22 protein-coding genes are annotated in these 24,730 nt (G+C 70.0%); 10 read left to right on the top strand and 12 right to left on the bottom strand.

The annotated features are described in order from the left end of the window. Window positions 1-24 precede the first annotated feature (24 nt). Window positions 25-1,116, bottom strand: coding sequence for an iron-sulfur cluster carrier protein ApbC (gene apbC / locus KPB06_RS11880; protein ID WP_275905603.1), 1,092 nt, complete (start codon window positions 1,114-1,116; stop codon window positions 25-27). Window positions 1,117-1,468: 352 nt separating this feature from the next. On the opposite strand from apbC, the gene KPB06_RS11875 reads away from it, so the two are divergent. Together KPB06_RS11875 and metG are read left to right on the top strand one after the other, a co-directional pair. Then, window positions 1,469-2,116, top strand: coding sequence for a YiaD family glycine zipper/OmpA-like lipoprotein (locus tag KPB06_RS11875; protein ID WP_059576687.1), 648 nt, complete (start codon window positions 1,469-1,471; stop codon window positions 2,114-2,116). Window positions 2,117-2,495: 379 nt separating this feature from the next. Then, window positions 2,496-4,652 carry a methionine--tRNA ligase gene (metG, locus tag KPB06_RS11870; protein WP_059576690.1) on the top strand — a complete coding sequence of 719 codons (2,157 nt, stop codon included), beginning with the start codon at window positions 2,496-2,498 and terminating at the stop codon, window positions 4,650-4,652. 91 nt (window positions 4,653-4,743) lie between these two features. Here metG and KPB06_RS11865 read toward each other — a convergent pair whose 3' ends face one another. After that, on the bottom strand, window positions 4,744-8,796 hold the full coding sequence (locus KPB06_RS11865; protein WP_060010235.1) for a translocation/assembly module TamB domain-containing protein: 4,053 nt from the start codon (window positions 8,794-8,796) through the stop codon (window positions 4,744-4,746). A 40-nt stretch (window positions 8,797-8,836) separates the two neighbouring features. After that, window positions 8,837-10,651 (bottom strand): autotransporter assembly complex protein TamA, encoded by a 1,815-nt coding sequence (locus tag KPB06_RS11860; RefSeq protein ID WP_059576695.1) that lies wholly within the window; start codon window positions 10,649-10,651, stop codon window positions 8,837-8,839. Between the two features lie 248 nt (window positions 10,652-10,899). Between KPB06_RS11860 and KPB06_RS11855 the strand changes: the two genes are divergently transcribed. From KPB06_RS11855 to panD, 4 genes are all read left to right on the top strand, one after another. Next, window positions 10,900-11,088 carry a DUF3460 family protein gene (locus KPB06_RS11855; RefSeq protein ID WP_006484044.1) on the top strand — a complete coding sequence of 63 codons (189 nt, stop codon included), beginning with the start codon at window positions 10,900-10,902 and terminating at the stop codon, window positions 11,086-11,088. A gap of 4 nt (window positions 11,089-11,092) precedes the next feature. Next, entirely contained in the window at window positions 11,093-11,965 is an 873-nt protein-coding gene (locus KPB06_RS11850) for a segregation and condensation protein A (protein ID WP_012329011.1), read from the top strand. 259 nt (window positions 11,966-12,224) lie between these two features. Then, window positions 12,225-13,064 (top strand): pantoate--beta-alanine ligase, encoded by an 840-nt coding sequence (gene panC, locus KPB06_RS11845; RefSeq protein WP_059576698.1) that lies wholly within the window; start codon window positions 12,225-12,227, stop codon window positions 13,062-13,064. A 44-nt stretch (window positions 13,065-13,108) separates the two neighbouring features. Further along, complete coding sequence (gene panD / locus KPB06_RS11840; protein WP_006484038.1) at window positions 13,109-13,495, top strand: aspartate 1-decarboxylase; 387 nt, start codon at window positions 13,109-13,111, stop codon at window positions 13,493-13,495. A gap of 134 nt (window positions 13,496-13,629) precedes the next feature. On the opposite strand, the gene KPB06_RS11835 is transcribed toward panD, so the two are convergent. The 4 genes from KPB06_RS11835 to KPB06_RS11820 all read right to left on the bottom strand — a co-directional run bounded on the left by KPB06_RS11835 (window position 13,630) and on the right by KPB06_RS11820 (window position 16,723). Further along, the gene (locus KPB06_RS11835) at window positions 13,630-14,289 is read right to left on the bottom strand and encodes a ParA family protein (protein ID WP_059576701.1); all 660 of its coding nucleotides are present in this window, start codon (window positions 14,287-14,289) and stop codon (window positions 13,630-13,632) included. Window positions 14,290-14,436: 147 nt separating this feature from the next. Continuing rightward, the gene (locus tag KPB06_RS11830; protein ID WP_059576705.1) at window positions 14,437-14,850 is read right to left on the bottom strand and encodes a DoxX family protein; all 414 of its coding nucleotides are present in this window, start codon (window positions 14,848-14,850) and stop codon (window positions 14,437-14,439) included. Window positions 14,851-15,000: 150 nt separating this feature from the next. After that, window positions 15,001-15,138: a hypothetical protein gene (locus KPB06_RS11825; protein ID WP_180278209.1), complete on the bottom strand. Its 138-nt coding sequence runs from the start codon at window positions 15,136-15,138 to the stop codon at window positions 15,001-15,003. An 82-nt stretch (window positions 15,139-15,220) separates the two neighbouring features. Further along, window positions 15,221-16,723, bottom strand: a complete 1,503-nt coding sequence (locus KPB06_RS11820) for a cobyric acid synthase (protein ID WP_060010234.1) — start codon at window positions 16,721-16,723, stop codon at window positions 15,221-15,223. A gap of 75 nt (window positions 16,724-16,798) precedes the next feature. Between KPB06_RS11820 and cobU the strand changes: the two genes are divergently transcribed. The 4 genes from cobU to KPB06_RS11800 are packed head-to-tail and all read left to right on the top strand — an operon-like array spanning window position 16,799 to window position 20,244. Then, entirely contained in the window at window positions 16,799-17,353 is a 555-nt protein-coding gene (gene cobU / locus KPB06_RS11815; RefSeq protein WP_059576711.1) for a bifunctional adenosylcobinamide kinase/adenosylcobinamide-phosphate guanylyltransferase, read from the top strand. Beyond that, entirely contained in the window at window positions 17,347-18,291 is a 945-nt protein-coding gene (cbiB, locus tag KPB06_RS11810; protein WP_059576714.1) for an adenosylcobinamide-phosphate synthase CbiB, read from the top strand. Before cobU ends, cbiB begins: the two co-directional genes overlap by 7 nt. Continuing rightward, the gene (gene cobD, locus KPB06_RS11805; RefSeq protein ID WP_059576717.1) at window positions 18,284-19,303 is read left to right on the top strand and encodes a threonine-phosphate decarboxylase CobD; all 1,020 of its coding nucleotides are present in this window, start codon (window positions 18,284-18,286) and stop codon (window positions 19,301-19,303) included. Before cbiB ends, cobD begins: the two co-directional genes overlap by 8 nt. Then, on the top strand, window positions 19,300-20,244 hold the full coding sequence (locus tag KPB06_RS11800) for a cobalamin-binding protein (protein WP_059576720.1): 945 nt from the start codon (window positions 19,300-19,302) through the stop codon (window positions 20,242-20,244). Before cobD ends, KPB06_RS11800 begins: the two co-directional genes overlap by 4 nt. 92 nt (window positions 20,245-20,336) lie before the next feature. Here the strand turns inward: KPB06_RS11800 and cobC are convergent, their stop codons facing one another. The 5 genes from cobC to KPB06_RS11775 form a co-directional block, all read right to left on the bottom strand. Beyond that, on the bottom strand, window positions 20,337-20,921 hold the full coding sequence (cobC, locus tag KPB06_RS11795; protein ID WP_059576723.1) for an alpha-ribazole phosphatase: 585 nt from the start codon (window positions 20,919-20,921) through the stop codon (window positions 20,337-20,339). Beyond that, window positions 20,906-21,658, bottom strand: coding sequence for an adenosylcobinamide-GDP ribazoletransferase (locus tag KPB06_RS11790; protein WP_089465281.1), 753 nt, complete (start codon window positions 21,656-21,658; stop codon window positions 20,906-20,908). Before KPB06_RS11790 ends, cobC begins: the two co-directional genes overlap by 16 nt. Before the next feature lie 13 nt (window positions 21,659-21,671). Further along, entirely contained in the window at window positions 21,672-22,727 is a 1,056-nt protein-coding gene (gene cobT / locus KPB06_RS11785; protein WP_275905602.1) for a nicotinate-nucleotide--dimethylbenzimidazole phosphoribosyltransferase, read from the bottom strand. A gap of 61 nt (window positions 22,728-22,788) precedes the next feature. Next, window positions 22,789-23,604, bottom strand: a complete 816-nt coding sequence (locus KPB06_RS11780; protein ID WP_089465060.1) for an ABC transporter ATP-binding protein — start codon at window positions 23,602-23,604, stop codon at window positions 22,789-22,791. Beyond that, on the bottom strand, window positions 23,601-24,716 hold the full coding sequence (locus KPB06_RS11775; RefSeq protein WP_124861238.1) for a FecCD family ABC transporter permease: 1,116 nt from the start codon (window positions 24,714-24,716) through the stop codon (window positions 23,601-23,603). Before KPB06_RS11775 ends, KPB06_RS11780 begins: the two co-directional genes overlap by 4 nt. Window positions 24,717-24,730: the final 14 nt, after the last annotated feature.

The raw sequence follows: 24,730 nt of genomic DNA, 5'->3' as shown, positions 1-24,730 counted from the left end.
GTAAGGCCCCGCCCCGCAAGGGTTTTACGTATTTTGAACAACGATCGACGGGAACTTCGACGTCATGTCGCGCGATCGCTCGGCAATCGCCAGCGCGACGCCGCGCGCGATGTCGCGGTAACGACGCGCGAGCGCGCCTTCGGGCTCGGCCGCGACCGTCGGCGTGCCGCTGTCGGCGCGCTCGCGGATCGCGATGTCGAGCGGCAGGCTGCCGAGCACGGTCACATCGTAATCCTTCGCCATCCGCTCGGCCCCGCCGGCGCCGAAGATGTGCTCCTCGTGGCCGCAGTTCGAGCAGATGTGGATGCTCATGTTCTCGACGATGCCGAGGATCGGGATCCCGACCTTCTCGAACATCTTCAGCCCCTTCTTCGCGTCGAGCAGCGCGATGTCCTGCGGCGTCGTGACGATCACCGCGCCGGTGACGGGCACGCGCTGCGCGAGCGTGAGCTGGATGTCGCCGGTGCCCGGCGGCATGTCGACGATCAGGTAGTCGAGCTCGCGCCAGTTGGTCTGGCGCAGCAGTTGCTCGAGCGCGGACGTCGCCATCGGGCCGCGCCACACCATCGGGTTGTCTTCCTCGATCAGGAAGCCGATCGAGTTCGCCTGCAAGCCGTGGCCGACGAGCGGGTTCATCGATTGATTGTCGGGCGACTCGGGGCGCTGGCCGTGGATGCCGAGCATCGTCGGCAGCGACGGGCCGTAGATGTCGGCGTCGAGTATGCCGACCGACGCGCCTTCCGCGGCAAGCGCGAGCGCGAGGTTCACGGCCGTCGTGCTCTTGCCGACGCCGCCCTTGCCCGACGCGACCGCGACGATGTTCTTCACATTCGGCAACAACTTCACGCCGCGCTGCACCGTATGCGCGACGATTTCCTGCGACACGGCGACGCGCGCGTCGCGCACGCCCGGCACGCCCTGGAGCGCCGCGGCGACGCGCGCGCGCACGTCGTCGTGCTGGCTGCGCGCGGGATAACCGAGCACCACGTCGAGCGCCACGACGTCGCCGTCGATCGCGACGTTGCGCACGCCCTTGTTCGCCGCATACGGGCGGCCGGTATTGGGGTCGACGACTGCCGCCAGCGCGGCGTCGACTTGTGCCCGGTCAATGCTCATCAAGACTCCGTGAAAACGTTTTTCTCGCGCGCAAACGTCAAAAAATATCAAATTACGCTGCGAAAATCGGGAAAAGTGAAAGAATCTGTTGCACGCCATTGCGCGAACGCACGACCCGGCGCACTCTTCGCGTGCGGCATGCTATAGGGCCAAATCGGCCACTCACCGCCTATATTGTAGAGGCTGACGCGTCGCCCCGCCCGAACAGCCCCGCTGACGGACAGGGCATGCGAGCGCCTCGGCGGCTGCCGCGAGCGCAGGCCGGCCCTCCTTTTTCGGACGGCCCGCGCAGGGAGCCATAACTGTTGTTTGTCGTCGTTGTCGACTCGTTCAACCAAGAGAGGAATCCAAGATGAACATGAAAATCGCGACTCGCCTGTCCGTCTTCGCACTCGCCGGCGCACTGCTGGCAGGCTGCGCCACGCAGCAAGGCAACAATACGGCCGTCGGCACCGGCACGGGCGCGGCGCTGGGCGCAGGGATCGGCGCACTGGCCGGCGGCGGCAAGGGCGCGGCGATCGGCGCGGGCGTCGGCGCACTGGTTGGCGGCGTGACGGGTTACAACTGGCAAGCGATCAAGAACAAGCTCGCGCCGTCGGCGGCGCAGACGGGCACGCAGGTCACCGAGCAGCCGGACGGCTCGCTGAAGCTGAACGTGCCGAGCTCGGTCACGTTCGCGACGAACCAGTACGCGATCACGCCGGCGTTCACGCCGCTGCTGAACGACCTCGCGACGACGCTGAACCAGAACCCGCAACTGACGGCGTCGATCGTCGGCTACACGGACAGCACGGGCTCGGCGCAGTTGAACCAGACGCTGTCGCAGAACCGTGCGCAAAGCGTCGTGAACGCGCTCGTGCAGCGCGGCGTGAACGGCGGTCGTCTGTCGGCGCAAGGCATGGGCCCGTCGAACCCGATCGCGGACAACGCGACCGAAGCCGGTCGCGCCCAAAACCGCCGCGTCGAGATCTATCTGCGCGCGCCGCAACAGCATCAGTAAGCACGGCCACGAGGGGAAACGTGCGGGTATCCTTCCCGCACAGCCCCGCCCGGCAAGGCTTCGGGCGGGGCCGGTAACAAATCGAAAAAATTTTCGAACTTCTGTCGCGGGCCGTGGTCAGTATTTACGGTACGCGGCTGGTGTTGCCGGCGCGTCACCATTCTCCTCTTGTCGTTGTTGCTCCGGGGCCGTATCCGCCCCGGTTTTTTTTTGCCCGCAGAATTCGTGCTGCAGCGCAGCACAACACGACCGGGCACGCCGCACGTGCGGCCTCGTCCCCGCTGCCGCCCCGTCGCGGCGCCTGCTCGCCGCGCTGGCCCGCGCGCCTGCTAGAATCGCAGTTTCCCGTCGTTTTTCCCGCTGTTCTTCTCCAAACCCTATGTCCGCATCCGACCTCACTTCCGTGCAGGCTGCGGCGCCGCAAGGCGGCCGCCAGATCCTCGTTACGTCCGCCCTGCCCTATGCAAACGGGCAGATCCACATCGGCCACCTGGTCGAGTACATCCAGACCGACATCTGGGTGCGGACGCTGCGAATGCATGGCCACGAGGTCTACTACATCGGCGCCGACGATACGCACGGCACGCCGATCATGCTGCGCGCGGAGGCGGAAGGCCTAACCCCGAAGCAGCTGATCGACCGCGTGTGGGCCGAGCACAAGCGCGACTTCGACAGCTTCGGCGTGTCGTTCGACAACTTCTACTCGACCGATTCGGACGAGAACCGCGTGCTGAGCGAGAAGATCTATCTCGCGCTGCGGGAAGCCGGCCTGATCGCCGAACGCGAAATCGAGCAGGCCTACGATCCGGTCAAGGAAATGTTCCTGCCGGACCGCTTCATCAAGGGCGAGTGCCCGAAGTGCCACGCGAAGGACCAGTACGGCGACAGCTGCGAAGTGTGCGGCTCGACCTACCTGCCGACCGAGCTGCTGAACCCGTATTCGGTCGTGTCGGGCGCGACGCCGGTGCGCAAGACCTCGAAGCACTACTTCTTCCGCCTGTCCGACCCGCGCTGCGAATCGTTCCTGCGCGAATGGGTGAGCGGCCTCGCGCAGCCCGAGGCGACCAACAAGATGCGCGAATGGCTCGGCGACGCCGGCGAAGCCAAGCTCGCCGACTGGGACATCTCGCGCGACGCGCCGTACTTCGGCTTCGAGATCCCGGGCGCGCCCGGCAAGTATTTCTACGTGTGGCTCGACGCGCCGGTCGGCTACTACGCGAGCTTCAAGAACCTGTGCGCGCGCAACGGCGTCGATTTCGATGCGTGGATCCGCCCCGGCTCGAAGGCCGAGCAGTACCACTTCATCGGCAAGGACATCCTGTACTTCCACACGCTGTTCTGGCCCGCGATGCTCGAGTTCTCGGGCCACCGCACGCCGACCAACGTGTTCGCGCACGGCTTCCTGACGGTCGACGGCGCGAAGATGTCGAAGTCGCGCGGCACGTTCATCACCGCGCAGAGCTACATCGACACGGGCCTGAACCCCGAGTGGCTGCGCTACTACTTCGCCGCGAAGCTGAACGCGACGATGGAAGACATCGACCTGAACCTCGACGACTTCCAGGCGCGCGTGAACAGCGATCTCGTCGGCAAGTACGTGAACATCGCGAGCCGCGCGGCCGGCTTCCTGATCAAGCGTTTCGACGGCCGCGTGCAGGACAGCGCGATGAACCATCCGCTCGTCGCGAAGCTGCGCGATGCCATTGCGCAGATCGCCGCGAGCTACGAAGCACGCGAATACGGCCGCGCGCTGCGCCACACGATGGAGCTCGCGGACGAAGTGAACGCGTACGTCGACGGCGCGAAGCCGTGGGATCTCGCGAAGGATCCGGCCAACGCGGTCGCGCTGCACGAAACCTGCAGCGTGAGCCTCGAGGCGTTCCGCCTGCTGTCGCTCGCGCTGAAGCCGGTGATACCGCGCGTCGCCGAAGCGGTCGAAGCGTTCTTCGGGATCGCGCCGCTCGCGTGGGCCGATGCCGCGAAGCCGCTGTCGTCGGCGCAGCCGATCAAGGCGTACCAGCATCTGATGACGCGCGTCGATGCGAAGCAGATCGAAGCGCTGCTGGCCGCGAACCGCGATTCGCTGCAGGCCGGGGCAACGGGTGCGGCCGCCGCGAGCGCGAACGCCGCGAAGGATGCGAAGAACAACGCGAAGGCGAACGCGAAGCCGGCCGCCGCGAATGGCGCCGACGACGCGCCGATCTCGATCGACGATTTCGCGAAGATCGACCTGCGCATCGCGAAGATCGTCGCGTGCCAGGCCGTCGAAGGCTCGGACAAGCTGTTGCAGCTCACGCTCGACGTCGGCGAGGAAAAGACCCGCAACGTGTTCTCGGGCATCAAGTCCGCGTACCAGCCCGAGCAGCTCGTCGGCAAGCTGACGGTGATGGTGGCGAACCTCGCGCCGCGCAAGATGAAGTTCGGCCTGTCCGAAGGGATGGTGCTCGCCGCGTCGGCCACCGACGAGAAGGCGGAACCGGGCCTCTACATCCTCGAGCCGCACAGCGGCGCGAAGCCGGGCATGCGCGTGAAGTAAGCGCAACGCGCTGCTGCCGGCGCAAAAAAGCCCCGCACGATGCGAATCGTGCGGGGCTTTTTTATCGTCGCCCGGTACGCCTTGCCCGCCCTCACCGCTGCCCGAACCACCGATCGAAGCGCCGCGTGTAGTTCAGGTCGACACCCTGGAACGTGCCGCCGTACGCCGACACCGACCAGAAGCGCGTCAGGTTGATCGTCGCCTTGAACGCGTTGCTCGCCGATTGCAGCCCCTGCTCGAAGCCGAGCACGAAGCGCTCGTTGATCGCCTTTGACACCAGCACGACCTGCGGATCGGTCAGGCCGACTTCGCTGCGGCCGACCGACACCTCGTCGAGACCGAAAGTCTGTGCGACACGCTTGCCGGTCACGCTGCCGAGCAGCCCGAGCGCCGCCGTCATCGCGCCCTGCTGGCCGACGTTGTTGCCCTGGTCGGTACCGTGCCCGAACAGCAGCCACGACAGCTTTTCGTTGTCGGTGACGTTCGGCTCCGACACGAGCTTGACCGTCGGCGACTGGATCGTGCCGACCACCTGCACGCCGGCCTCGACCTCCTGGTTGCGCCGCATCGCGAGGATGTTGACGCCCGGGTTCGACACCGGGCCGTTGAACGTGAAGAAACCGTTCTCGATCGCGAGCTTGCGGCCGAACGTCGTGTACGTCGAACCTTCCGTCACGCGCACGTTGCCGACCGCGCGCAGCGGCACGCCCGGCGCGCTCATCACGGTGATCGTGCCGCGCAGCCCGAGATCCGCGCCGTGGCCCTTGAAGCGGAAGTTGTTGCCGAGGCCGACGTCGATGTTCGCGCGCGGCGCCAGCGATGGCGCGGGCTTGTTCTCGACCGGCTTCGGCTTCGCGGCCGCGGTGCCGGTCGGCGTCTCGCCACGCACCGTGCCGTCCGGCTGCACGATCACGACGTCGTCGGACAGGTGCGGCGCCGATTGCTCGGGCAGGTCGAACAGCGCGCGATCGACCATGAACTTGCCGTCGATCGACAGCGCGCCGCGCGGCCCGTCGTTCGCGACGGTGGCCTTGCCCGACAGCGACAGCTTGCGGTCGGGCGCCGCGAACAGTTCGAGCTTGTCCGCGACGATGCTCGCGGTCAGGTCCGGCGCCTCGCCGTCGAGGCGCACGCGGCCGAGCGCGCGCAGCGTGCCGTCGCCGCCGTGGAACTCGACCTGCTGGAATTCGACGAGGTTGTCCGACAGCTTCACGCGCACGATGCCGTCCTTCAACTGCACGCCCTGATCGATCAGCGTCGCGGACAGCTCGTCGCCGGTCAGCGTCCCCGACAGGTTCGGTTTCACCGGCGTGCCGGAGACGGTCAATTTCAGCGCCGCGCGCCCGCCGAGCAGGTAGCTCGGCCCGAACAGGTTGCCGGTCGTCTTCAGCGCCGGGATGTCGGCGTCGATGCGGCCCGACAGCGGGCCGTCGTCGACGATGCCGAACACGCCGTCGCGCAGCGCGAACGGCACCGCGACGTTCGCGTCGAGCGTGCCGATCCGGCTCGCCTTCGCGAGCGCCGTCACGTTGAGCCGGTTGCCGGGCGCGAAGCTCGCGCGTGCGGACAGGTCGGTCAGGCCGAGCGACGCGATGCCGCGCCCGGTCTCGATCGTCACGTCGCCGCCGCGGCGCTTCACCTGCACGTAGCCCGTCGCGTTCGCGCCGAGCGAGAAATCCCAGTCGGCATCGAGCACGACGTCGGTCCGCACCGGCGGCCGCTGGCCGGTCAGCGCCTGGCGCACCTCGAGGAAACGCGCGACCGACGCGCCCGTCACGGCGCCCGCCGAGCGCATCTGGCCGCGATCGAACACGAACGATTTCAGGTCGATCGCCGCGCCTTCGAGCGTCAGCCGCGTCGCGCCGAGCGTCACGCGCCCGGCGCCGGCCGATATCGTCAGCGGCGCCTGCAGCGCGAGCGCCGGCGTGCCGCGATTCGCGAGCCGCGTGACGGTGCCGTCCCAGCGCATGCCGTCGCGGGTCTCGACCACACCGCCGTTCGCCGCGAGCGTCAGGTCGATCACGCGGCCGCCGGCCGCCCCGAGCGCCGATGCGTCGAGCGTGTGCTTCGCGCGCGTGCCGTCGAGGTTCGCGCGCAACGACTTCAACTGGAACGACCCGAGCGCGATGTCGGCCGCGTCGGCCGTGAACACGAGGGCGCCGTGCGCGCCGTCGCGGATGTCCGCGCGGCCCTGCGCGGTGCCGATCCGGTTCGAGCCGACGACGACGTGCTCGGCCTTGTAGGTGGCCGTCACGTTCGGATGCGCGAAGCTGCCGGTCAGGTCGCCCTGCGCCTGCACGAGCCCTTCGACACCGAAGCCGAGCCGGTCGAGCTGCGGCGCGTCGACGACGAAGCGCAGCCGGTCGCCGGGTGCGCCGAAGCTGCCGCGCAGGTCGACGTGGTTGCCGGCGATCGACAGGTTCGCGTTGCTCGGCAGGATCCGCGAGCCGGCGAGCTGCACGACGCCGGCGCCCGTCAGCGGCACGCCGTCGTACAGGCTGTCGGCGAGCTTGAAGGTGGCCTTCGTCGACACTTGCGGCGCAAACGCGCCCGACGCGGTCAGCGTGCCCGACACGCGCGTCTCGCCGCGCTTGGCCGGCGCCTTGGCGGCCTTCGCCGGCGCCTTGCCGCCGCCCGCCTTCGGCGCGCTCGCCGCGGCGAGCAGCAGCGGATCGAACGCGGTCAGCGTCGCCTTCGCGTCATAGGTCGAATGCGCGTCGTGGCGGAACACGCCCGTCAGGTCGATGCGCCCCTTGCCGGCCGTCACGCGCGTGTCGGTCAGCACGGTCTGCTGCCGCGTCAGCGCGACCTTGGCGCGCGCGCCGAGCGCGAGCTTCGGGTCGTTCAGGTTGAAATCGACGGTCGTCACGTCGCCCGCGAGCGTCACGCCAAGCGGGCCGCCGAGGCGCATCGGCCGCAGCTCGGCGACGAACGCGTTCAGGTCGAGGTTCGCGACCTTCAGGTCGAAGCGGCCCTTGCCGCCCGCGAGCGTACCGCCGCCGGTCACGCTGCCGTCGCGGATCAGCTTCAGCGCGAGGCCGTCGATGCGCTGCGCGTGCGCGTCGAGATGCACGGTCGCGTGCGCGTCGATCACCGGCAGCAGATGGTCGCCGAGCGTGCCCGGCTTCGCGTTGACGATCGACACCGGGCCCGTCACCGCGAAACCCTTCGCGGGCGCGGAGCCCGCCGACGCGCTCACCGGCGCGAGTGCCGCGCGCACCGCGAGATCGGCCGCGGGCGCGCCGGGCGACAGCGCCTGCGGGTTCACGTGGTCGAACGCGAGCGACGCACGCGTGAGCGGCACCGGGCCGAACGGCGCGGCCTCGACGTGCGCGCGCCCGTTCAGCTTCATCCCGCTCGCGTCGACGTCGGCGACGAGCGCCTCGAGCGAGCCCGACACACGGGCCCGCGCGTCGACCGGTTCGTCGGACAGCTTGCCGGCGTAGGTCGCCTCGCCCGTCAGCGCGAACGGCTTCACGCCGTCGAGCTTCGCGCGCGCAGTCAGCGCGCCGTACGGCGTATCGACGCCGTCGAGCACGAGTTCATGATGACGGCCGTCGCTGCGGCCGTTCAGCGCGAGATGGTCGAGCTGCGTCGTCGAGCCGCCGTCGTGAATGGCGAGGCGATCGACGCGCAGGTCGTCGATCCGCACCTGCAGCGGCAGGCTCAGGTTCTGCGGCGTCGTACTCGGCGTCGACGGCCCCGGCGCGATCCGCACGTCGATCGTGCCGGCGCGCAGATACGCGATGGACAGCCGCCACGGCGCGCGCGTCAGCGCCCAGCGGCCGTCGAGCCGGTCGATGCGAACCTCGGTGCCGGTGCCGTCGGGGCTCGTCCACGCGAACCCGCGCAAGCGCACGCCGGTCGCGAGCGAGCCGCCGTCGAGCGTGCCCGCGAGCCGCGTGCCGAGCACCTTGCCGGCCGCCTGCCACGCGAGCCGCGTGCCGCGCTCCGTCGTCACCGCCCCCACCACGAGCCCCGCCGCCAGCACGACGAGCAGCACGAGCGACACGAGCGTCCACGCGAAAACACGCCACGCGCGGCCGCGCCGCGGCGCGCGCGGCGGCCGCGGCGGCGTATCGGGCGCGCCGTCCGGCGAATCCGGATCGTGAGGCGGCGGCGTGTCGTTCGGGTCCTTCGTCATGCGGTTCGTCGTGCGGGTCGTCGTGAACAGGGCGACAGGTTCAGAAAGCGATGCCGAGTGTCAGGTACGGGCGCACGCTATGGTTGCGCAAGCCGTACGCGACGTCGACGTTGATCGGGCCGACCGGGCTGCGCCAGCGCGCACCGACGCCCACGCCCGGATAAAACACGCGCTCGCCCCACGCATCGGTCGCGGTGCCGATGTCGAAGAACGTCGCGGCGCCCCAGTCGCGGTTGAACCAGTGCTGGTATTCGGCCGTCCCCGTCATCAGGTACTTGGTCGGCAAAACGGAGCCGGCGACGCTGTTACCGATGCTCTGGTAACCGTAGCCGCGCACCGAATTCGAGCCGCCCGCGCGGAACAGCAGCGACGCCGGCACGCCGGACGAGCTGCCGCTCGTAAACACGCCGCCGAGCTCCGCGCGGAACACGAACAGGTCGCGCTTGCCGATCGGCAGATACTGCTGCCCGCGCGCGTAGCCGCGAATGAAGGTTTCGTCGGCCAGCACGTGCTTGACCGCGAAGCCGGCCTCCGCGTGAATCAGGTTGCCCGAGCGCGGGAACAGCGGATCGTCGACGTTGCGGCGGGTCCACGCCCACTGCGGCACCAGCGCGCGGCTCGTGGTCGGCCCCGCGCCGTTCTGGTCGAGCCGGTCCTGGTAGTACATCAGCGAATACGCATAGTCGATGAACTGGCCGGTGCGCGTGCGCTGCACGCCGACCCGCGCGCTGTAGATGCGCGTATCCGACACGTTGGTGTTCGTGTACGACGCGAGCACGCTGTTGGTCCAGCCCTTCTCGCCCGGCGGCATCGACAGCTGCACCTGCCCGTACTGCTGGATCTGGTCGACCCGGCCCGACACGGTCAGCGGCCACGCGGCGCCGAACGTATCGAGATACGTATAGGAACCTTGCACGTGCGGCCCGGTATCGGTCGCGAAGCCAACGCCGCCGCGAATGTTGTTGTACGGGAATTCGCTGACCTTCACGTGCACGGGCGTGCGCTCGGGCTTCGACGTATCGTCGCCGACGTCGATCGCGACGCTCGCGTAGTACGGCGTGTTCTGCAGTTGCCGCTGCAATTCGGCGATCCGCCGCACGTCGTAGATCTCGCCTTCCGACAGCGGATTGACGTTCGTGACGATCCTTTCCGGATAACGGCGCACGCCGTCGACGTCGACCTTGCCGATCGTAAACGTCGGGCCGCTGTCGAACGCGACCGCGAGCGTCGCGCGCTGCGTGCGCGGATCGATGCGCGCCTCGGACGACGCGATCTTCGCGCCGAGATAGCGGCGCGACTGCAGTTGCCGGAGCGCCGCGCTCTTCGCGTCGTCCCAGTCGGACTGCGTGAACGGGTCGCCAGGCTTCATCGAGAACGCGAAGCGCGTGGCGGTTTCCTGCTTCGGATCCTCGGTTTCGACAGGGCCCTTGAACGTCAGGTCGACCGTCGACACGACGGTCTGCTTGCCCGGATCGACCGCGATGCGCACGTCGCGCTTGCCGTCGCGGGTGCGCACGTCGGTGCGCACGATCGGCGAGAAATAGCCGGCCGTCGCGGCCAGGTCGCGCACCTGCTGCGGCGTGGCGGTCACGAGGAAGTCGAACTGGTCGTCGCTGATGTCGTCGCGCTTCGCGAAGCGGGCAATGTCGAGATGCGTCTTCAGGAGCTTGCGGATCGAGCGCGGCGCGTCGATGTCGACGTCGTACTTCGCATGGGCCGGCAGCGCGAAGCACGCGGCCAGGCAGCCCGCGAGGGCCGCCCGCGCGACGCGGGCCGCGGCGCCGGCGTGATCGCGCGCCGCGCGCGGGCCTGCATCATGCGCCGTGTGTGCTCGATGGTTCGACTGCCCCGCCAAATATGACCTCGCCGTGCTGGTTTGTTACGGTTTCGTGGAAAACCCTGTATTTGACCACAGGGCGCTGGCGTCACAGCCAAACGATTGTGAAAGAATGCCAGCCCCGGGCACGGCCGCCGCACGATCCCCGTCGGCACCGGCCCGCCGATTCGACGCGCGATTGGCGCCGGCTGTTCCCCGCGATGCGGTAAAATCCCGCCATCGTGAATCCGGCGCATCGTGCGCCGCCCGAAACGGAAGATCCAGCCATGCCGTACCAGTCCGACGTCACGCAGTTCCTGAACCAGCTCAAGCAGCAGAAGCCGACGCTCGAGGAAGAGCAGCGCAAGGGCCGTTCCCTGTTGTGGGACAAGCAGCCGATCGATCTCGAGGAGCGCGCCGAGCAGCAGGAATCGCGCGTGAAGCAGACGCCGTACGTCTACTACCAGAACTTCTGACGACGTGAGCGCCGCCGACGAGGCCAGCGCCGCCCGGCAGGACGACGCGATCGCCGCGCCCGCGGGCGCCGATTCGACGCCCGACACGGTCGACGGTGTCGCGGCGTTCGCTCGCCTGTACGGCGAGCCGCTCTTCAAGCTGCCGCAGGATCTCTACATCCCGCCCGATGCGCTCGAGGTGTTCCTCGAGACGTTCGAAGGCCCGCTCGACCTGCTGCTGTACCTGATCCGCAAGCAGAACTTCAACGTGCTCGACATCCCGATGGCGCAGGTCACCGCGCAGTATCTGGGCTACGTCGACCAGATCCGCACGTCGAACCTCGAGCTCGCGGCCGAGTACCTGCTGATGGCCGCGATGCTGATCGAAATCAAGTCGCGGATGCTGCTGCCGGTCAAGAAGGCCGACACCGGCGAGGAAGCCGAGGATCCGCGCGCCGAACTCGTGCGCCGGCTGCTCGAGTACGAGCAGATGAAGCTCGCCGCGCAGCGGCTCGACCAGTTGCCGCAGCTCGGCCGCGATTTCCTGCGCGCCGAGGTGTACATCGAGCAAAGCGTCACGCCGCGCTTTCCCGACGTCAATTCGGACGACCTGCGCGCCGCGTGGGCCGACGTGCTCAAGCGCGCGAAGCTCGTCCAGCACCACAAGATCTCCCGCGAGGAGCTGTCGGTGCGCGAGCACATGAGCCTGATCCTGCGCCGGCTGCAGAACGCCCGCTTCATGGAGTTCGCCGACCTGTTCGACACGTCGCGCGGCGTGCCGGTCGTCGTCGTGAACTTCATCGCGATGCTCGAGCTCGCGCGCGAATCGCTGCTCGAGATCACGCAGGCCGAGCCGTTCGCGCCGATCTACGTGCGTCTCGCATACCTGCCCGCGTAAGGACCGCCCCCGCCGCTTCCCGTTCCCGGTTCGTCCCGACGCTCGCCGCTTCGCCGCGGCGGAAGGCCGTCCGGCGGGTGTCCCGCACGTCCCGATATAAAGTGAACGATCGTTCTTTTATCGATGCGTCGCGCGGCCAAATCCTCTACAATCCGCCGACGCCCGATGCGCCGCCCGCGCGCCGGCGTTGTCCGCTTCGACCCCGGCGCCGCTGCTGCGGCGCCCACGCGCACCTGCGCGAGGAACCCGCTACCCGATCATGAAAGTCATCAGCTCGATCCAGGAACTGCGCGACCAGTTGCGCGGCCAGAACCGCACGGCGTTCGTGCCCACGATGGGCAACCTGCACGAAGGGCACCTGTCGCTGATGCGCCTCGCGCGCCAGCACGGCGACCCGGTCGTGGCGAGCATCTTCGTCAACCGGCTGCAATTCGGCCCGAACGAGGATTTCGACAAGTACCCGCGCACGCTCCAGGACGATATCGAGAAGCTGCAGCAGGAAAACGTGTACGTGCTGTTCGCGCCGACCGAGCGCGACATGTACCCTGAGCCGCAGGAGTATCGCGTGCTGCCGCCGGACGACCTCGGCGGGATTCTCGAGGGCGAGTTCCGTCCCGGCTTCTTCGCCGGCGTGTGCACGGTCGTCACGAAGCTGATGTCCTGCGTGCAGCCGCGCGTCGCCGTGTTCGGCAAGAAGGATTACCAGCAGCTGATGATCGTGCGCCGGATGTGCCAGCAGCTCGCGCTGCCGGTCGACATCGTCGCGGCCGAGACCGTGCGCGACGAGGACGGCCTCGCGCTGTCGTCGCGCAACCGCTACCTGACGGCCGACGAGCGCAAGGAAGCGCCCGAACTGGCGAAAACGCTGCAGCGCGTGCGCGATAGCGTGCTCGGCGGCGAACGCGACCTCGGCAAGCTCGAGCAGCACGCGCACACGCACCTGGCCGAACGCGGCTGGGCGCCCGACTACATCGCGATCCGCCGCCGCGCGAACCTGATCGCACCGAGCGCCGCCGAACTCGAAGCCGGCGAGCCGCTCGTCGTGCTCGCGGCCGCGAAGCTCGGCGCGACGCGCCTCATCGACAACCTGGAAATCTGACGGCCGGCCCGCCCGCGCCTCTCACGACGCATCACGGAGACCCCATGCAGCGCCACATGCTCAAATCGAAGATCCACCGTGCGGCGGTCACGCACTGCGAACTGCACTACGAAGGTTCGTGCGCGATCGACGAAGACCTGCTCGAAGCGGCGGGCCTCATCGAAAACGAACGGATCGACATCTGGAACATCAACAACGGCGAGCGCTTCTCGACGTACGCGATCAAGGGCGAGCGCGGCAGCGGGATGATCTCGCTGAACGGCTCGGCCGCGCGCCGCGCGCAGTTGGGCGACCTCGTGATCATCGCGGCGTTCGCGATGGTCGACGAAGCCGAACTGCAGGCCGGCTGGAAGCCGAAGCTCGTGTTCATCGACGAAGGCAACAAGATCAAGGGCCATCGCGATCACGTGCCGACGCAGAACTGGACGTAAGCCGAGCGGCACGCCCGCGGGCCGCGGCGCGCGGCTGCGGCGCTGCCGTTTGCCGCCGAAGGGCCGGATACCGTACGCCACGGGATCCGGCCCTTTCTCATTGGGTGTCGCGCCGGCCGGGACGGCCCGGGCGCTCAGGAAGCCTTCACGGCCTTCTCGGCCTTCGGCGCGCGGCGCTCGGCCCATTCGACGATCGGCCGCCACTGCTCGAGATCCTTCTCGACGCGACTTTTCGCGACGTCCCACAGCGTCAGGCCGTGCGCGGCGATCTGCACGTAGTTCTGCGTGTCGCGCACGTAGCCGAGCACCGGCAGGCCGAGCCCTTCGACGAACCGGTGCAGCTGGTCGGACGAACGCGTGCGCGCATCGACCCGCATCCCGACGATCCCGACCTCGACGCTGCCCTTGCGCACGGCCTTCTCGCCGGCGAGGCGCTCCAGAAACTGCTGCGTCGCGAGAATATCGAACATCGACGGCTGCAGCGGCACGATCACCTTGTCGGCCAGTTGCAGCGCGACGTTGAGCCGCGTGCCGTGCAGGCCGGCCGGCGTGTCGATCACCGCGTATTCGAGCCCGCGCGGCGGCTTCGACGGCGCCTCCGGATCGAGTTCCCACGCCTCGATCGCCGGCAAGCCGGCCGGCCGCAGGTCGAGCCACGCATGCGCGGACTGCTGCCGGTCCAGGTCGGCCAGCGCGACCCATGCGCCCTGCGCCGCGAAATAGCCGGCTAGATTGGTGGACAGCGTGCTCTTGCCCACGCCGCCCTTCGGATTCGCCACCACGATGACCGTCATGAATTCCCCCGAAAAAGCCGCGCGGCGCCGGCCGCATGGCAGGCGCCGCTCGATTGCGGATACAGGGAGCGATGATATCGGCAAACGGGGGGTCACCGGAACCGGTGGCGAGGAACCACGCCCCCCTTTCGTCCGCTTTCCTTCACGTCACGCGCGCTGGAGGGCTGTGTCCCGCGCGCCGATCGCGAACACGCCGCCGCCCAGCAGCGCCTGCACGGCCAGCGTGACGGCCCAGAACGCCGGATATTCCCAGCCGCCGTGCGGCGACACGAAGCTCCAGCCGTTCGGCAGGTGCGCGGCCACCGCGCCGAGCATGAACGGCAGCAGCACCAGCGCGGCGACGCGCACGCGGAACCCCGCGAGCAGCGCCACGCCGCCCGCCAGTTCGACGAACGTGGTGAGGTACGCGAGCCAGCCCGGCAGGCCGATCGACGCAAAGAACTGCGCGGTGCCGGGCAGCGTGAAGACGAACACCTTCTGCGCGACGTGCGCGAGGTACAGCACGCCGAGGGCGACGCGCAACAGCGTCGCGGCGAAGTCGTTCAGGCGGTTGGGGTTCATGACGAAGTCCTTCGGGAGTGGATGGGAATGGATCGCACTCTATTCGAATCGATTCGACCGATAAACACGCCAACCGGCTTAAATTGATTCTCCTTTGGAACGAATTGACGCGAAAAAAAAGGGCATGACCGATCATGCCCTGCGTCCCGCTCAGTAACCGCTCTTGCCTGGCGTGGCATCGCCGCCGGACTGGCCGCCACCCGGCGCATACGAATCGCACGCATGCGCCGCCGACGACACGCCCAGCAGCGCCGCAAGCAGTACGCTCCACCACCATCGAGCCCTCATCGTCACCCTCCTTCGGGCGGACCTCCGCCCTCCTTCGTTGTACGCGATGGCGCGGAAAAAGCGAGGGCGGACCGGCGCGGACTCAACGAAACTCGGCGTACAGCGCGTCGAGATCGAGGTGCTCGGCGAACGTGTCGGCCAGCCGCTCGAGCGACGCCTCGCGCAGCGCCGGGTAATCGATGCGGGCCGCGCCGTCGAGCCCCGCCCATGCGAGCAGCGCCGCGCAGGCGTCGGGCGCGTCGAACAACCCGTGCACGTATGTCGCGAGGATCTGGCCGTCGGCCGACATCGCGCCGTCGGGACGCGTGCCCTCCGCCGGGACATCGGCGGCCAGCGTCAGCGCGGGCGTCGCGAGCGCCGGCCCGCGCGTGTCGCCCATGTGGATCTCGTAGCCGTGCACGGCCGCCGCGCCCGGCAGCGCGAGGTGCCCCGTCACGTTCTTCAGCGTCTTGTCGGGTTGCAGCGTCGTGTCGAAATCGATCAGCCCGAGCCCCGGCACGCTGCCGGGCGCGCCTTCGAGGCCGAGCGGATCGTCGAGCGTGCGGCCGAGCATCTGCATGCCGCCGCAGATGCCGATCACCTTGCCGCCGTAGCGCAGATGGCGCCGGATCAGCGCGTCCCAGCCCGCGTCGCGCAGCCACGCGAGATCGCGCTGCACGCTCTTCGAACCGGGCAGGATCAGCAGGTCGGCGTCGGGCACGGGGCCGCTCTTCCAGTACGTGAATTCGACCTGCGGATGCGCGCGCAGCGGATCGAAGTCGGTGTGGTTGCTGATGCGCGGCAGCGCGGGCACCACGACGCGCAACACGCCGGCTTCGCCGCGTGCGGCGGCGCTGCGCGCTTGCCCGGGCAGCATGTCCTCCGCGTCGAGCAGCAGCCCGTGCAGGTATGGCAGCACGCCGAACACCGGCTTGCCCGTGCGCGCACGCAGCCAGTCGAGCCCCGGTTCGAGCAGCTTGAGGTCGCCGCGGAAGCGATTGATCACGAAGCCGCGCACGCGCGCGCGCTCGCTGTCGGACAGGCAGGCGAGCGTGCCGACCAGATGCGCGAACACGCCGCCGCGATCGATGTCGGCGACGAGCACGACCGGGCAGTCGACGCGCTCGGCAAAACCCATGTTCGCGATGTCGCCGTCGCGCAGGTTGATCTCGGCCGGACTGCCCGCGCCTTCGACGATCACCGTGTCGTAACCGGCACGCAGGCGGGCATACGACTCGAGTACCGCATCGAACGCGACCGGCTTGTAGTCGTGATACGCCCGCGCGTCGAGGTTCATGCGCGCCTTGCCGTGAATGATCACCTGCGCGCCGCGGTCGCTCGTCGGCTTCAGCAGCACCGGATTGAAATCCGTATGCGGCGCGACGCCGGCGGCCAGCGCCTGCAGCGCCTGCGCGCGGCCGATCTCGCCGCCGTCGACCGTCACCGCGCTGTTGAGCGCCATGTTCTGCGGCTTGAACGGCGCCACGCGCGCGCCGCCGCGGCGCGCGAGGCGACACAGGCCCGCGACGAGCGTGCTCTTGCCCGCGTCGGATGTCGTGCCCTGGATCATCAGCGTGCCGCGCGGCCGCGGCTCGGGTGCATTCATCGTGTAAAAGGTCGTCGCGAAGCAAAGGCCGCATTATCGCCCGCGGCGGGTCGCCCGCGCCGTTACAATCACGCGATGATTCCGCACGACCTCACCTTCGTCCTCGGCGGCGCGCGCTCGGGCAAGAGCGCGCATGCCGAGCGGCTCGCCGCCGCCAGCGGCCGCCCCGTCACCTACATCGCAACCGCGACCGCCGCCGATGCGGAGTTCGAACAGCGCATCGCGCATCACCGCGCGCGCCGGCCCGCCGAATGGGGGTTCGCCGACGCGCCCGTCGATCTCGCGGGCACGCTCGCGCGGCTCGACGATCCGCACGCCTGCCTGCTCGTCGACTGCCTGACGCTGTGGCTCACGAACCTGCTGTGCCCCGCCGACGGCGAACCGCTCGACGATGCGCAGTACGCGGCGCAGGTCGAGCGGCTCGAACGCGCGTTGCGCGGCGCGCGCGCGAAGGTGATCGTCGTCAGCAACGAGATCGGGCTCGGCGTCGTGCCGCTCGGCTCCGTCACGCGCCGCTACGTCGACGAGCTCGGCCGCCTGAACCAGCGCGTGGCGACGCTCGCGACGCGCGTCACGCTGCTGGTTGCCGGGCTGCCGCTCGACCTCAAGGCGGGCGCCCCGTCATGCTGATGCTGTCGCTGCCCGTCGTCGCGATGCTCGCGGTCGCGGCCGCGCTCGTCGACCGCGCGATCGGCGAGCCGGCCGGCTGGCATCCGCTTGTCGCGTTCGGCCGCTTCGCCGCGCGCATCGAAGCCGCGCTGAACACGGGGCGGCGCGGCCGCGTGGTCGGCGTCGCCGCGTGGCTCGCGGCGGTCGTGCCGCCGGTGGCCGTCGCGGCATGGCTCGTCGCCGTGCTGCCGTGGCCGTTCGCGGCTGCGCTGCACGTCGCGCTGCTGTGGTTCGCGCTCGGCGCGAAGAGCCTCGCCGACCACGTCGCGCCGATCGCCGCCGCGCTGCTGCGGCGCGACCTCGACGCGGCGCGCACGCTGACCGCGCGCATCGTGTCGCGCGACACGAGCAACGCTGACGAAGGGGCGCTGTCGCGCGCGGCCGTCGAATCGGCGCTCGAGAACGGCAACGACGCGATCTTCGGCGCGCTCCTCTGGTTCGTCGTCGCGGGCGGCCCCGGCGCGTTGCTGTTCCGGCTCGCGAACACGCTCGACGCAATGTGGGGCTACCGCACGCCGCGCTTCCTGACCTTCGGCTGGGCCGCCGCACGCATCGACGACGCGTTGAACTGGATTCCCGCGCGCCTCACCGCCGCGAGCTATGCGCTCCTCGGCGACACGGCCGCCGCGTGGCGCTGCTGGCGCACGCAGGCGCGCCACTGGGACAGCCCGAACGCGGGCCCCGTGATGGCCGCGGGCGCCGGCAGCCTGAACGTGCAGCTCGGCGGGCCGGCCGTCTATCACGGCGAGATCGAGGACCGCCCGGCGCTCGGCACCGGCGCCACGGCAACCGCCCTTCACATCGTCGCCGCGCTGTCGCTCGTCACGCGCACGCTCGCCCTGTGGCTCGCGCTGCTGGTCGCGAGCGGCGCAATCGTCATGGCCACCCATCATGTCTGATTCATCCATCGCGCACGGCGGCAACCTGCACGAGGCCGCCCGCCGCCACGGCATTCCGTACGACGCTTGGCTCGACCTGTCGACCGGCATCAATCCGGTCGGCTATCCCGTGCCGCCCGTGCCGGCCGACGCCTGGCGCCGGCTGCCCGACGACGGCGACGGCCTCGCGGCCTGCGCCGCGCAGTACTACCACGCACCCGATGCCGCGCACGTGCTGCCGGTCGCCGGCAGCCAAGCCGCGATCCGCGCGTTGCCCGCGCTGCTGCCGGCCGGCGAGGCCGGCGTCGCGGCGCTCGCGTATGGCGAATACGCGCCCGCGTTCGCGCGCCACGGCCATCGCGTCGTCACGCTCGACATCCGCGCGGATACACTGCCCGCGACGCTGCGCCACGTCATCGTCGGGAACCCGAACAATCCGACCGCCGAATGCGTGCCGACCGGGCGCCTGCTCGGCTGGCATGCGCAACTGGCCGCGCGCGGCGGCACGCTGATCGTCGACGAAGCGTTCGCCGATACGGGCGCGACGCCGTCGCTGGCGCCGCACGTCGATCGTCCTGGGCTCGTCGTGCTGCGCTCGGTCGGCAAGTTCTTCGGGCTCGCCGGGATCCGCGCGGGCTTCGTGCTCGCGTGCCCCGATCAAATCGTCGCATTGCGCGACAGGCTCGGTGCGTGGACGGTCGGCGGCCCCGCGCGCCACGCGGTCGCCGCGGCGTTCGCCGACCGCGCGTGGCAAGCTGCCGCCCGCGAGCGGCTTGCGGCCGACGGCGAACGACTGGCCGCGTTGCTGCGCGCGCACGGCTTCACGGTTCGCGCGACGCCGCTCTTCAGCTGGACCGACGACCCGCGCGCCGCGGCGCTGCATGCGGCGCTCGCGGCGCGCGGGATCTGGACGCGGCACTTCCCGACCCCGTCGAGCGTGCGCGTCGGCCTGCCGGGCAGCGAAGCCGAATGGCAGCGCCTCGGCGACGCGCTCGCGCATTGCGTGCCGCTGCTGCAGCGGGGCCCGGCATGAGTCCGCGCCGGTTCCGCCGGTTCCGCCGGTTCCGCCGGTTCCGCCGGCTTGCGCCGGCCGCGCTGCTGGCCGCGCTCGCCCACGCGCCGCTCGTCCACGCCGACGTCACGGCCCGCGACGACGCCGGCAATACGGTCACGCTGCCCGCGCCCGCGCAGCGCGTGATCAGCCTCGCGCCGCACGCGACGGAACTCGTCTACGCGGCCGGCGGCGGCGCGAAGCTCGTCGGCACCGTCACGTACAGCGACTATCCGCCCGCCGCGCAAGCGGTGCCGCGCGTCGGCGACAACAAGGCGCTCGACCTAGAACGCATCGCCGCGCTGAAGCCCGACCTGATCGTCGTCTGGCGGCACGGCAACGCGCAGCAGCAGACCGACGCACTGCGCGCACTGCACATCCCGCTGTTCTTCAGCGAACCGAAACATCTCGACGACGTGTCGTCGTCGTTGCGCCGGCTCGGCACGCTGCTCGGCACGCAATCGACCGCCGATGCCGCCGCGAGCGCCTTGACGCGGGACATCGCCACCCTGCGCGCACGCTACGCGGCACGCGCGCCCGTCACGATGTTCTTCCAGGTGTGGGATCGCCCGCTGACGACGCTCAACGGCACGCACCTGATCAACGAAGTGTTCGAACTCTGCGGCGGCCGCAACGTGTTTGCGTCGCTCAAGCCGCTGGCGCCCGCCGTGACCGACGAGGCCGTGCTCGCCGCGAATCCGGAAGCGATCGTTACGACGAGCGCCGGCGCGACCCGTTCGAACGAACCGCTGCCGAGCCTCGCGCGCTGGCGCGCGTGGCCCGCGCTGACGGCCGTGGCGCGCAACAACCTATTCGCGATCGACGGCGATCTGCTGACGCGGCCGTCGCCGCGGATCGCGCAAGGCGCGGCCGCGCTGTGCGAGGATCTGGATGCCGCGCGTGCGCGGCGGCCGGCGCGCTGATTTCCGGCGGGCTGCGGATGCATCGCGCACCGATGCCCGGATGTGTACGGTGTGCGAGACAGAGCGTCGTTCACATGCAGACGCAAGCGTGCCTATGCGTCCCAGTGCACGACTTCCCACGTTCGCGCGGCATCCTCCATGCGCAGCCACACAACTCCGCCCGTCGGCACCGGCCGCGAGAGCAACGTATCGAGCGGCACGCGCAGCACATGCGACGCGAATGCGCGGATCACGCCCGCGTGCGTGACGATCCATTGCGGCCCGTCGAACGCCGCAAGCGCGTCCGCCTGCCGTGCAACCCGCGCGGTGAATCGCGCGACGCTTTCCCCGCCGTGCGCGCAGGCATGCATCAGGTCGGCCGCCCACGCATCGAGCGCCGCGCGGTCGATATCGTCCCAGCGCCGCATTTCCCACGCGCCGAAATCCATTTCCTGCCAATCGCCATCGCGCCGCAGCGGCACGTCGAACGCCCGCGCGAGCCGTTCGGCCACCGATGCGCAGCGCGTCAGCGGGCTCGTCCACACCTGTTCCGGCGACGGCACCCCCAGTTCCGCCAGATGCGCGCGCACGGCCCGTGCGCCGTCATCAGCCGGTTCGGCGAGCGGCACGTCGCTGCGCCCGTAACAAACGCCGGGCTCGATGCCGACGGCCGGATGACGGATCAGGACGACGTCCATCCGAGCACCACGAGATAGATCGCCAGTTCGCCCAGTTGCTGCGCGAAACCGAGACAGTCGCCCGTATAGCCGCCGATCCGCTTCACGAAATAGCGGGCCAGCCACGCGCGCAACAGCACGAGCGCCACGCATGCGGCAACGCCCATGCGCCAGTCCGGCCAGAACAGCCACGGCAATCCGAACACCGCCGCGATGCACGCGGCACGTGCACCCATCCGTTGCGCGACCGGCTTCGCCTTGCCTTCTGGCCGCACGTAGTCGAGCGTCGTCAGCAGGCTCACGGCCATCGCGCGGCTCGCCGCATGCGCGGCGATCATCGTCCATGCGGCGCGCAGCGGCAGCATCGACGCGAGCGCCTGCCATTTCAGCCCGAGCGCGATCACGAGCGCGACCGCGCCGAACGTGCCGATCCGCGAATCGTGCATGATGCGCAGCACGTCGTCGCGCGTGTAGCCGCCGCCGAACGCATCGCAACTGTCGGCGAGGCCGTCTTCGTGGAATGCGCCGGTCGCGAACAGCGTCGCGGCCATCGACAGCCCGACCGCGATCGATGCCGGCAGCGCCCGCAGTGCAACGAGATAGACGAGCGCGCCCCATGCGCCGACGCAGGCGCCGACGAGCGGGAAATAACGCGCGGCCTGGTCGAGATCGCCGGCCGCGTAGCCGATCGAGCGCGGCACGGGCACGCGCGTGAAATAGCCGAGCGCGACGAAGAAGTAGCGCAGTTCGGCCCGCATGCCGCGCGCGCGCTCAGGCGTCACGATCGTCGACGCCGGCCGATTCGAAGCTCGCCATCTCGGCGAGGAACGCGGCCGCCGCGCGCACCAGCGGCAGCGCGAGCGCGGCGCCCGTGCCTTCGCCGAGCCGCAGGTCGAGCGCGAGCAGCGGCTTCGCGCCGAAATGTTCGAGCATGCGCCGGTGGCCGGCCTCGTGCGACGTATGCGAGAACACGCAGTAGTCGCGCACGCCGGGCGCGATGCGCTCGGCGACGAGCAGCGCGGCGGTCGCGATGAAGCCGTCGACGAGGATCGTCATCCGCTCGCTCGCGGCCGCGAGGTACGCGCCCGTCATCATCGCGATCTCGAAGCCGCCGAACGTCGCGAGCACGTCGAGCGGCGCGATCGCATGCGAGTGCTTGACGAGCGCGCGGCCGAGCACCGCGCGCTTGTGCGCGAGGCCCTGGTCGTCGAGGCCCGTGCCGCGGCCGACGCATGCGTCGATCGGTACGTCGAGCAGGCGGCTCATCAGGCACGCGGCCGACGACGTGTTCGCGATCCCCATCTCGCCGAAACCGATCACGTTCGTGCCGAGCGATGCGTGCACGCGCACACGCGCCGCGCCGGCTGCCAGCGCCGTCATCGCTTCTTCACGCGTCATCGCCGGCTCCGCCGCGAAGTTGCGCGTGCCGCGCGCGACCGGCAGCGACACCAGCCGGTCCGACAGCGGCAGCGGCGACGCGACGCCCGCATCGACGATCTCGAGCGTGCTCTGCGCGACGCCCGAGAATGCATTGATCGCCGCGCCGCCGGCCAGGAAGTTCGCGACCATCTGCGCGGTCACCGCCTGCGGGTAAGGACTAACGCCTTCGGCCGCGATCCCGTGGTCGCCCGCGAACACGATCGTCACGGGACGCTGCACGACCGGCCGCTCGGTGCGCTGGATCAGGCCGATCTGCAGCGCGAGCGCCTCGAGCTGGCCGAGGCTGCCGGACGGCTTGGTCTTGTGGTCGATCACATGCTGCAGGCGCTGGCGCAATGCGTCGTCGAGCGGCGCGATCGCGGGCGGGAATTGGGTCGGAGTCGTCATCGAGGAGCCGTGTCGTGCGCGCGGCATGCGCCGCGCATCGGAAAAGTCGGAACAGGAAAGGTCATGGTCGCGCAGGCCACGCCGGCAGCAGCGCATCGCGGCCGTTCTCGCGGATCAGCACGAGCGGATAGCCGAACGCGTCGCTCGCGCGCTCGGGCGTCAGCACGTCGTGCACGAGGCCGGCCCACGCATGGCCGCGGCCGTCGAGCAACAGCGCATGCGTCGCGAAACGCCGCGCGAGATTCAGGTCGTGACACGAAAACATCACCGTGCGCGAGCCGGCCGCGAGCCACGCAGCCAGCGCGGTCAGGCAGTCGATCTGGTGATGCAGGTCGAGATGCGCGAGCGGTTCGTCGAGCAGCATCAGCGGCGCATCCTGACACAGCGTCGCGGCCAGCGCGACCCGCTGCCGCTCGCCGCCCGACAGCGACATCACGTCGCGCGACGCGAGCGCGGCGAGGTCGAACGTCGCGAGCGCAGCGCGCGCGGCCGCGCGGTCGCCGTCGCGCTCCCAGCCCCAGCCGCCGAGATACGGAAAGCGGTTGAGCAGCACCGTGTCGAACACGGTCGCGCTGAACGCATCGTGTAATTGCTGCGGCATCAGCGCGCGGCGCTGCGCGAGACGTTCGGGGCGCCACGCGGCAAGCGGCCGGCCGTCGATCTCGACGTGTCCTGCGGCGGGCGGCCGCAATCCCGCGAGCGTGGCGAGCAGCGTCGTCTTGCCAGCGCCGTTCGGCCCGGCGACGCACCAGATCTCGCCGGGGCGGAACGCCTGCGTGAAGCCGTCGAGCAGCGTGCGCGCGCCGGCCTTCAGCGTCAGGTCGACGGCCGTGTAGCGCATGTCGCCGGCAGCGGCGTTCAGTGCGGCACCCGTCATCGCATCGGTCTCCTCAACAACATCCACAGGAACACCGGCACGCCGATCAACGCGGTCATCACGCCGACCGGCAATTGCGCGGGCGCGATCGCGGTACGCGCGAGCAGGTCGGCCGCCATCACGCCGCCGCCGCCCGCAAGCATCGCGGCCGGCAGCAGCATCCGCTGGTCGTTGCCGAACGCGAGCCGCAACGCATGCGGCACGACGAGGCCGACGAAGCCGATCGTGCCGGCCGTCGTCACGGCGGCCGCGGCGGCCAGCGACGCGACGAGATAGATCCGCACGCGCAGGCGCGCGACCGGCACGCCGAGCGCTTGCGCGGTGGCCTCGCCGCGCAGCAGCACGTTCAGTTGCGGCGCGGCCGGCAGCGCGACGCCTGCGCACAGCAGCAGCGCGCCCCACGCGAACCACGGCGCCGTCGCGCCGTTCAGGTCGCCCGTCAGCCAGAAGATGATGCCGCGCAGCCGCGCGTCGGGCGCGAGCGACAGCAACAGCGTGACGAGCGCGCCCCACCCCGCCGCGATCACGACGCCCGTGAGCAGCAGCCGCGGCGATGCATCGCGCGATTCGCCACGCCACACCTCGCGCCTCGCGAGACCGAGCACGAGCGCGACCGAGACGAGCGAACCCGCGAACGCCGATGCGTCGACGAGCCACCACGCGCCGCCCGCGATCATCGCGACGAGCGCGAAGCCGGCCGCGCCGCCGGACACGCCCAGCACGTACGGCTCGGCGAGCGGATTGCGCAGCAGCACCTGCAACAATGCGCCGGCCAGCGCGAGCAGCGCGCCGCACGCGAAACCCGCGAGCGCGCGCGGCAGGCGCAGCGTCGTCACGATATCGGCAACGAGGGTATCGCCGCCATGCGGCACGAGCGACGCGAGCGCCTGCCACGGCGACATCGGCACGCTGCCGATCGACAGCGACGCGACGAACAGCAGCGCGACCGTGGCGGCCAGCGCGGCCCAGATGGCGGCGGCGCGCGCGGGGTTCATGCCGCGCACGGCCGCACGCACGACGCGCGGCGCATCTGCTTGCGGGAGTCGGCCGGGCGCGACGTGGGCGCGTGGCGGACGATTGGGGTCGGCATCGAAGAACGTTCCGTGAAGCATTGCGCGCCCTGCTT

The sequence above is a fragment of the Burkholderia semiarida genome (assembly GCF_029268935.1).
GTDB classification, from domain to species: Bacteria; Pseudomonadota; Gammaproteobacteria; order Burkholderiales; family Burkholderiaceae; genus Burkholderia; species Burkholderia semiarida.
The sequence above is the reverse complement of the archived record's forward strand: the minus strand, read 5'-3'. Positions and strand labels throughout refer to the sequence as shown.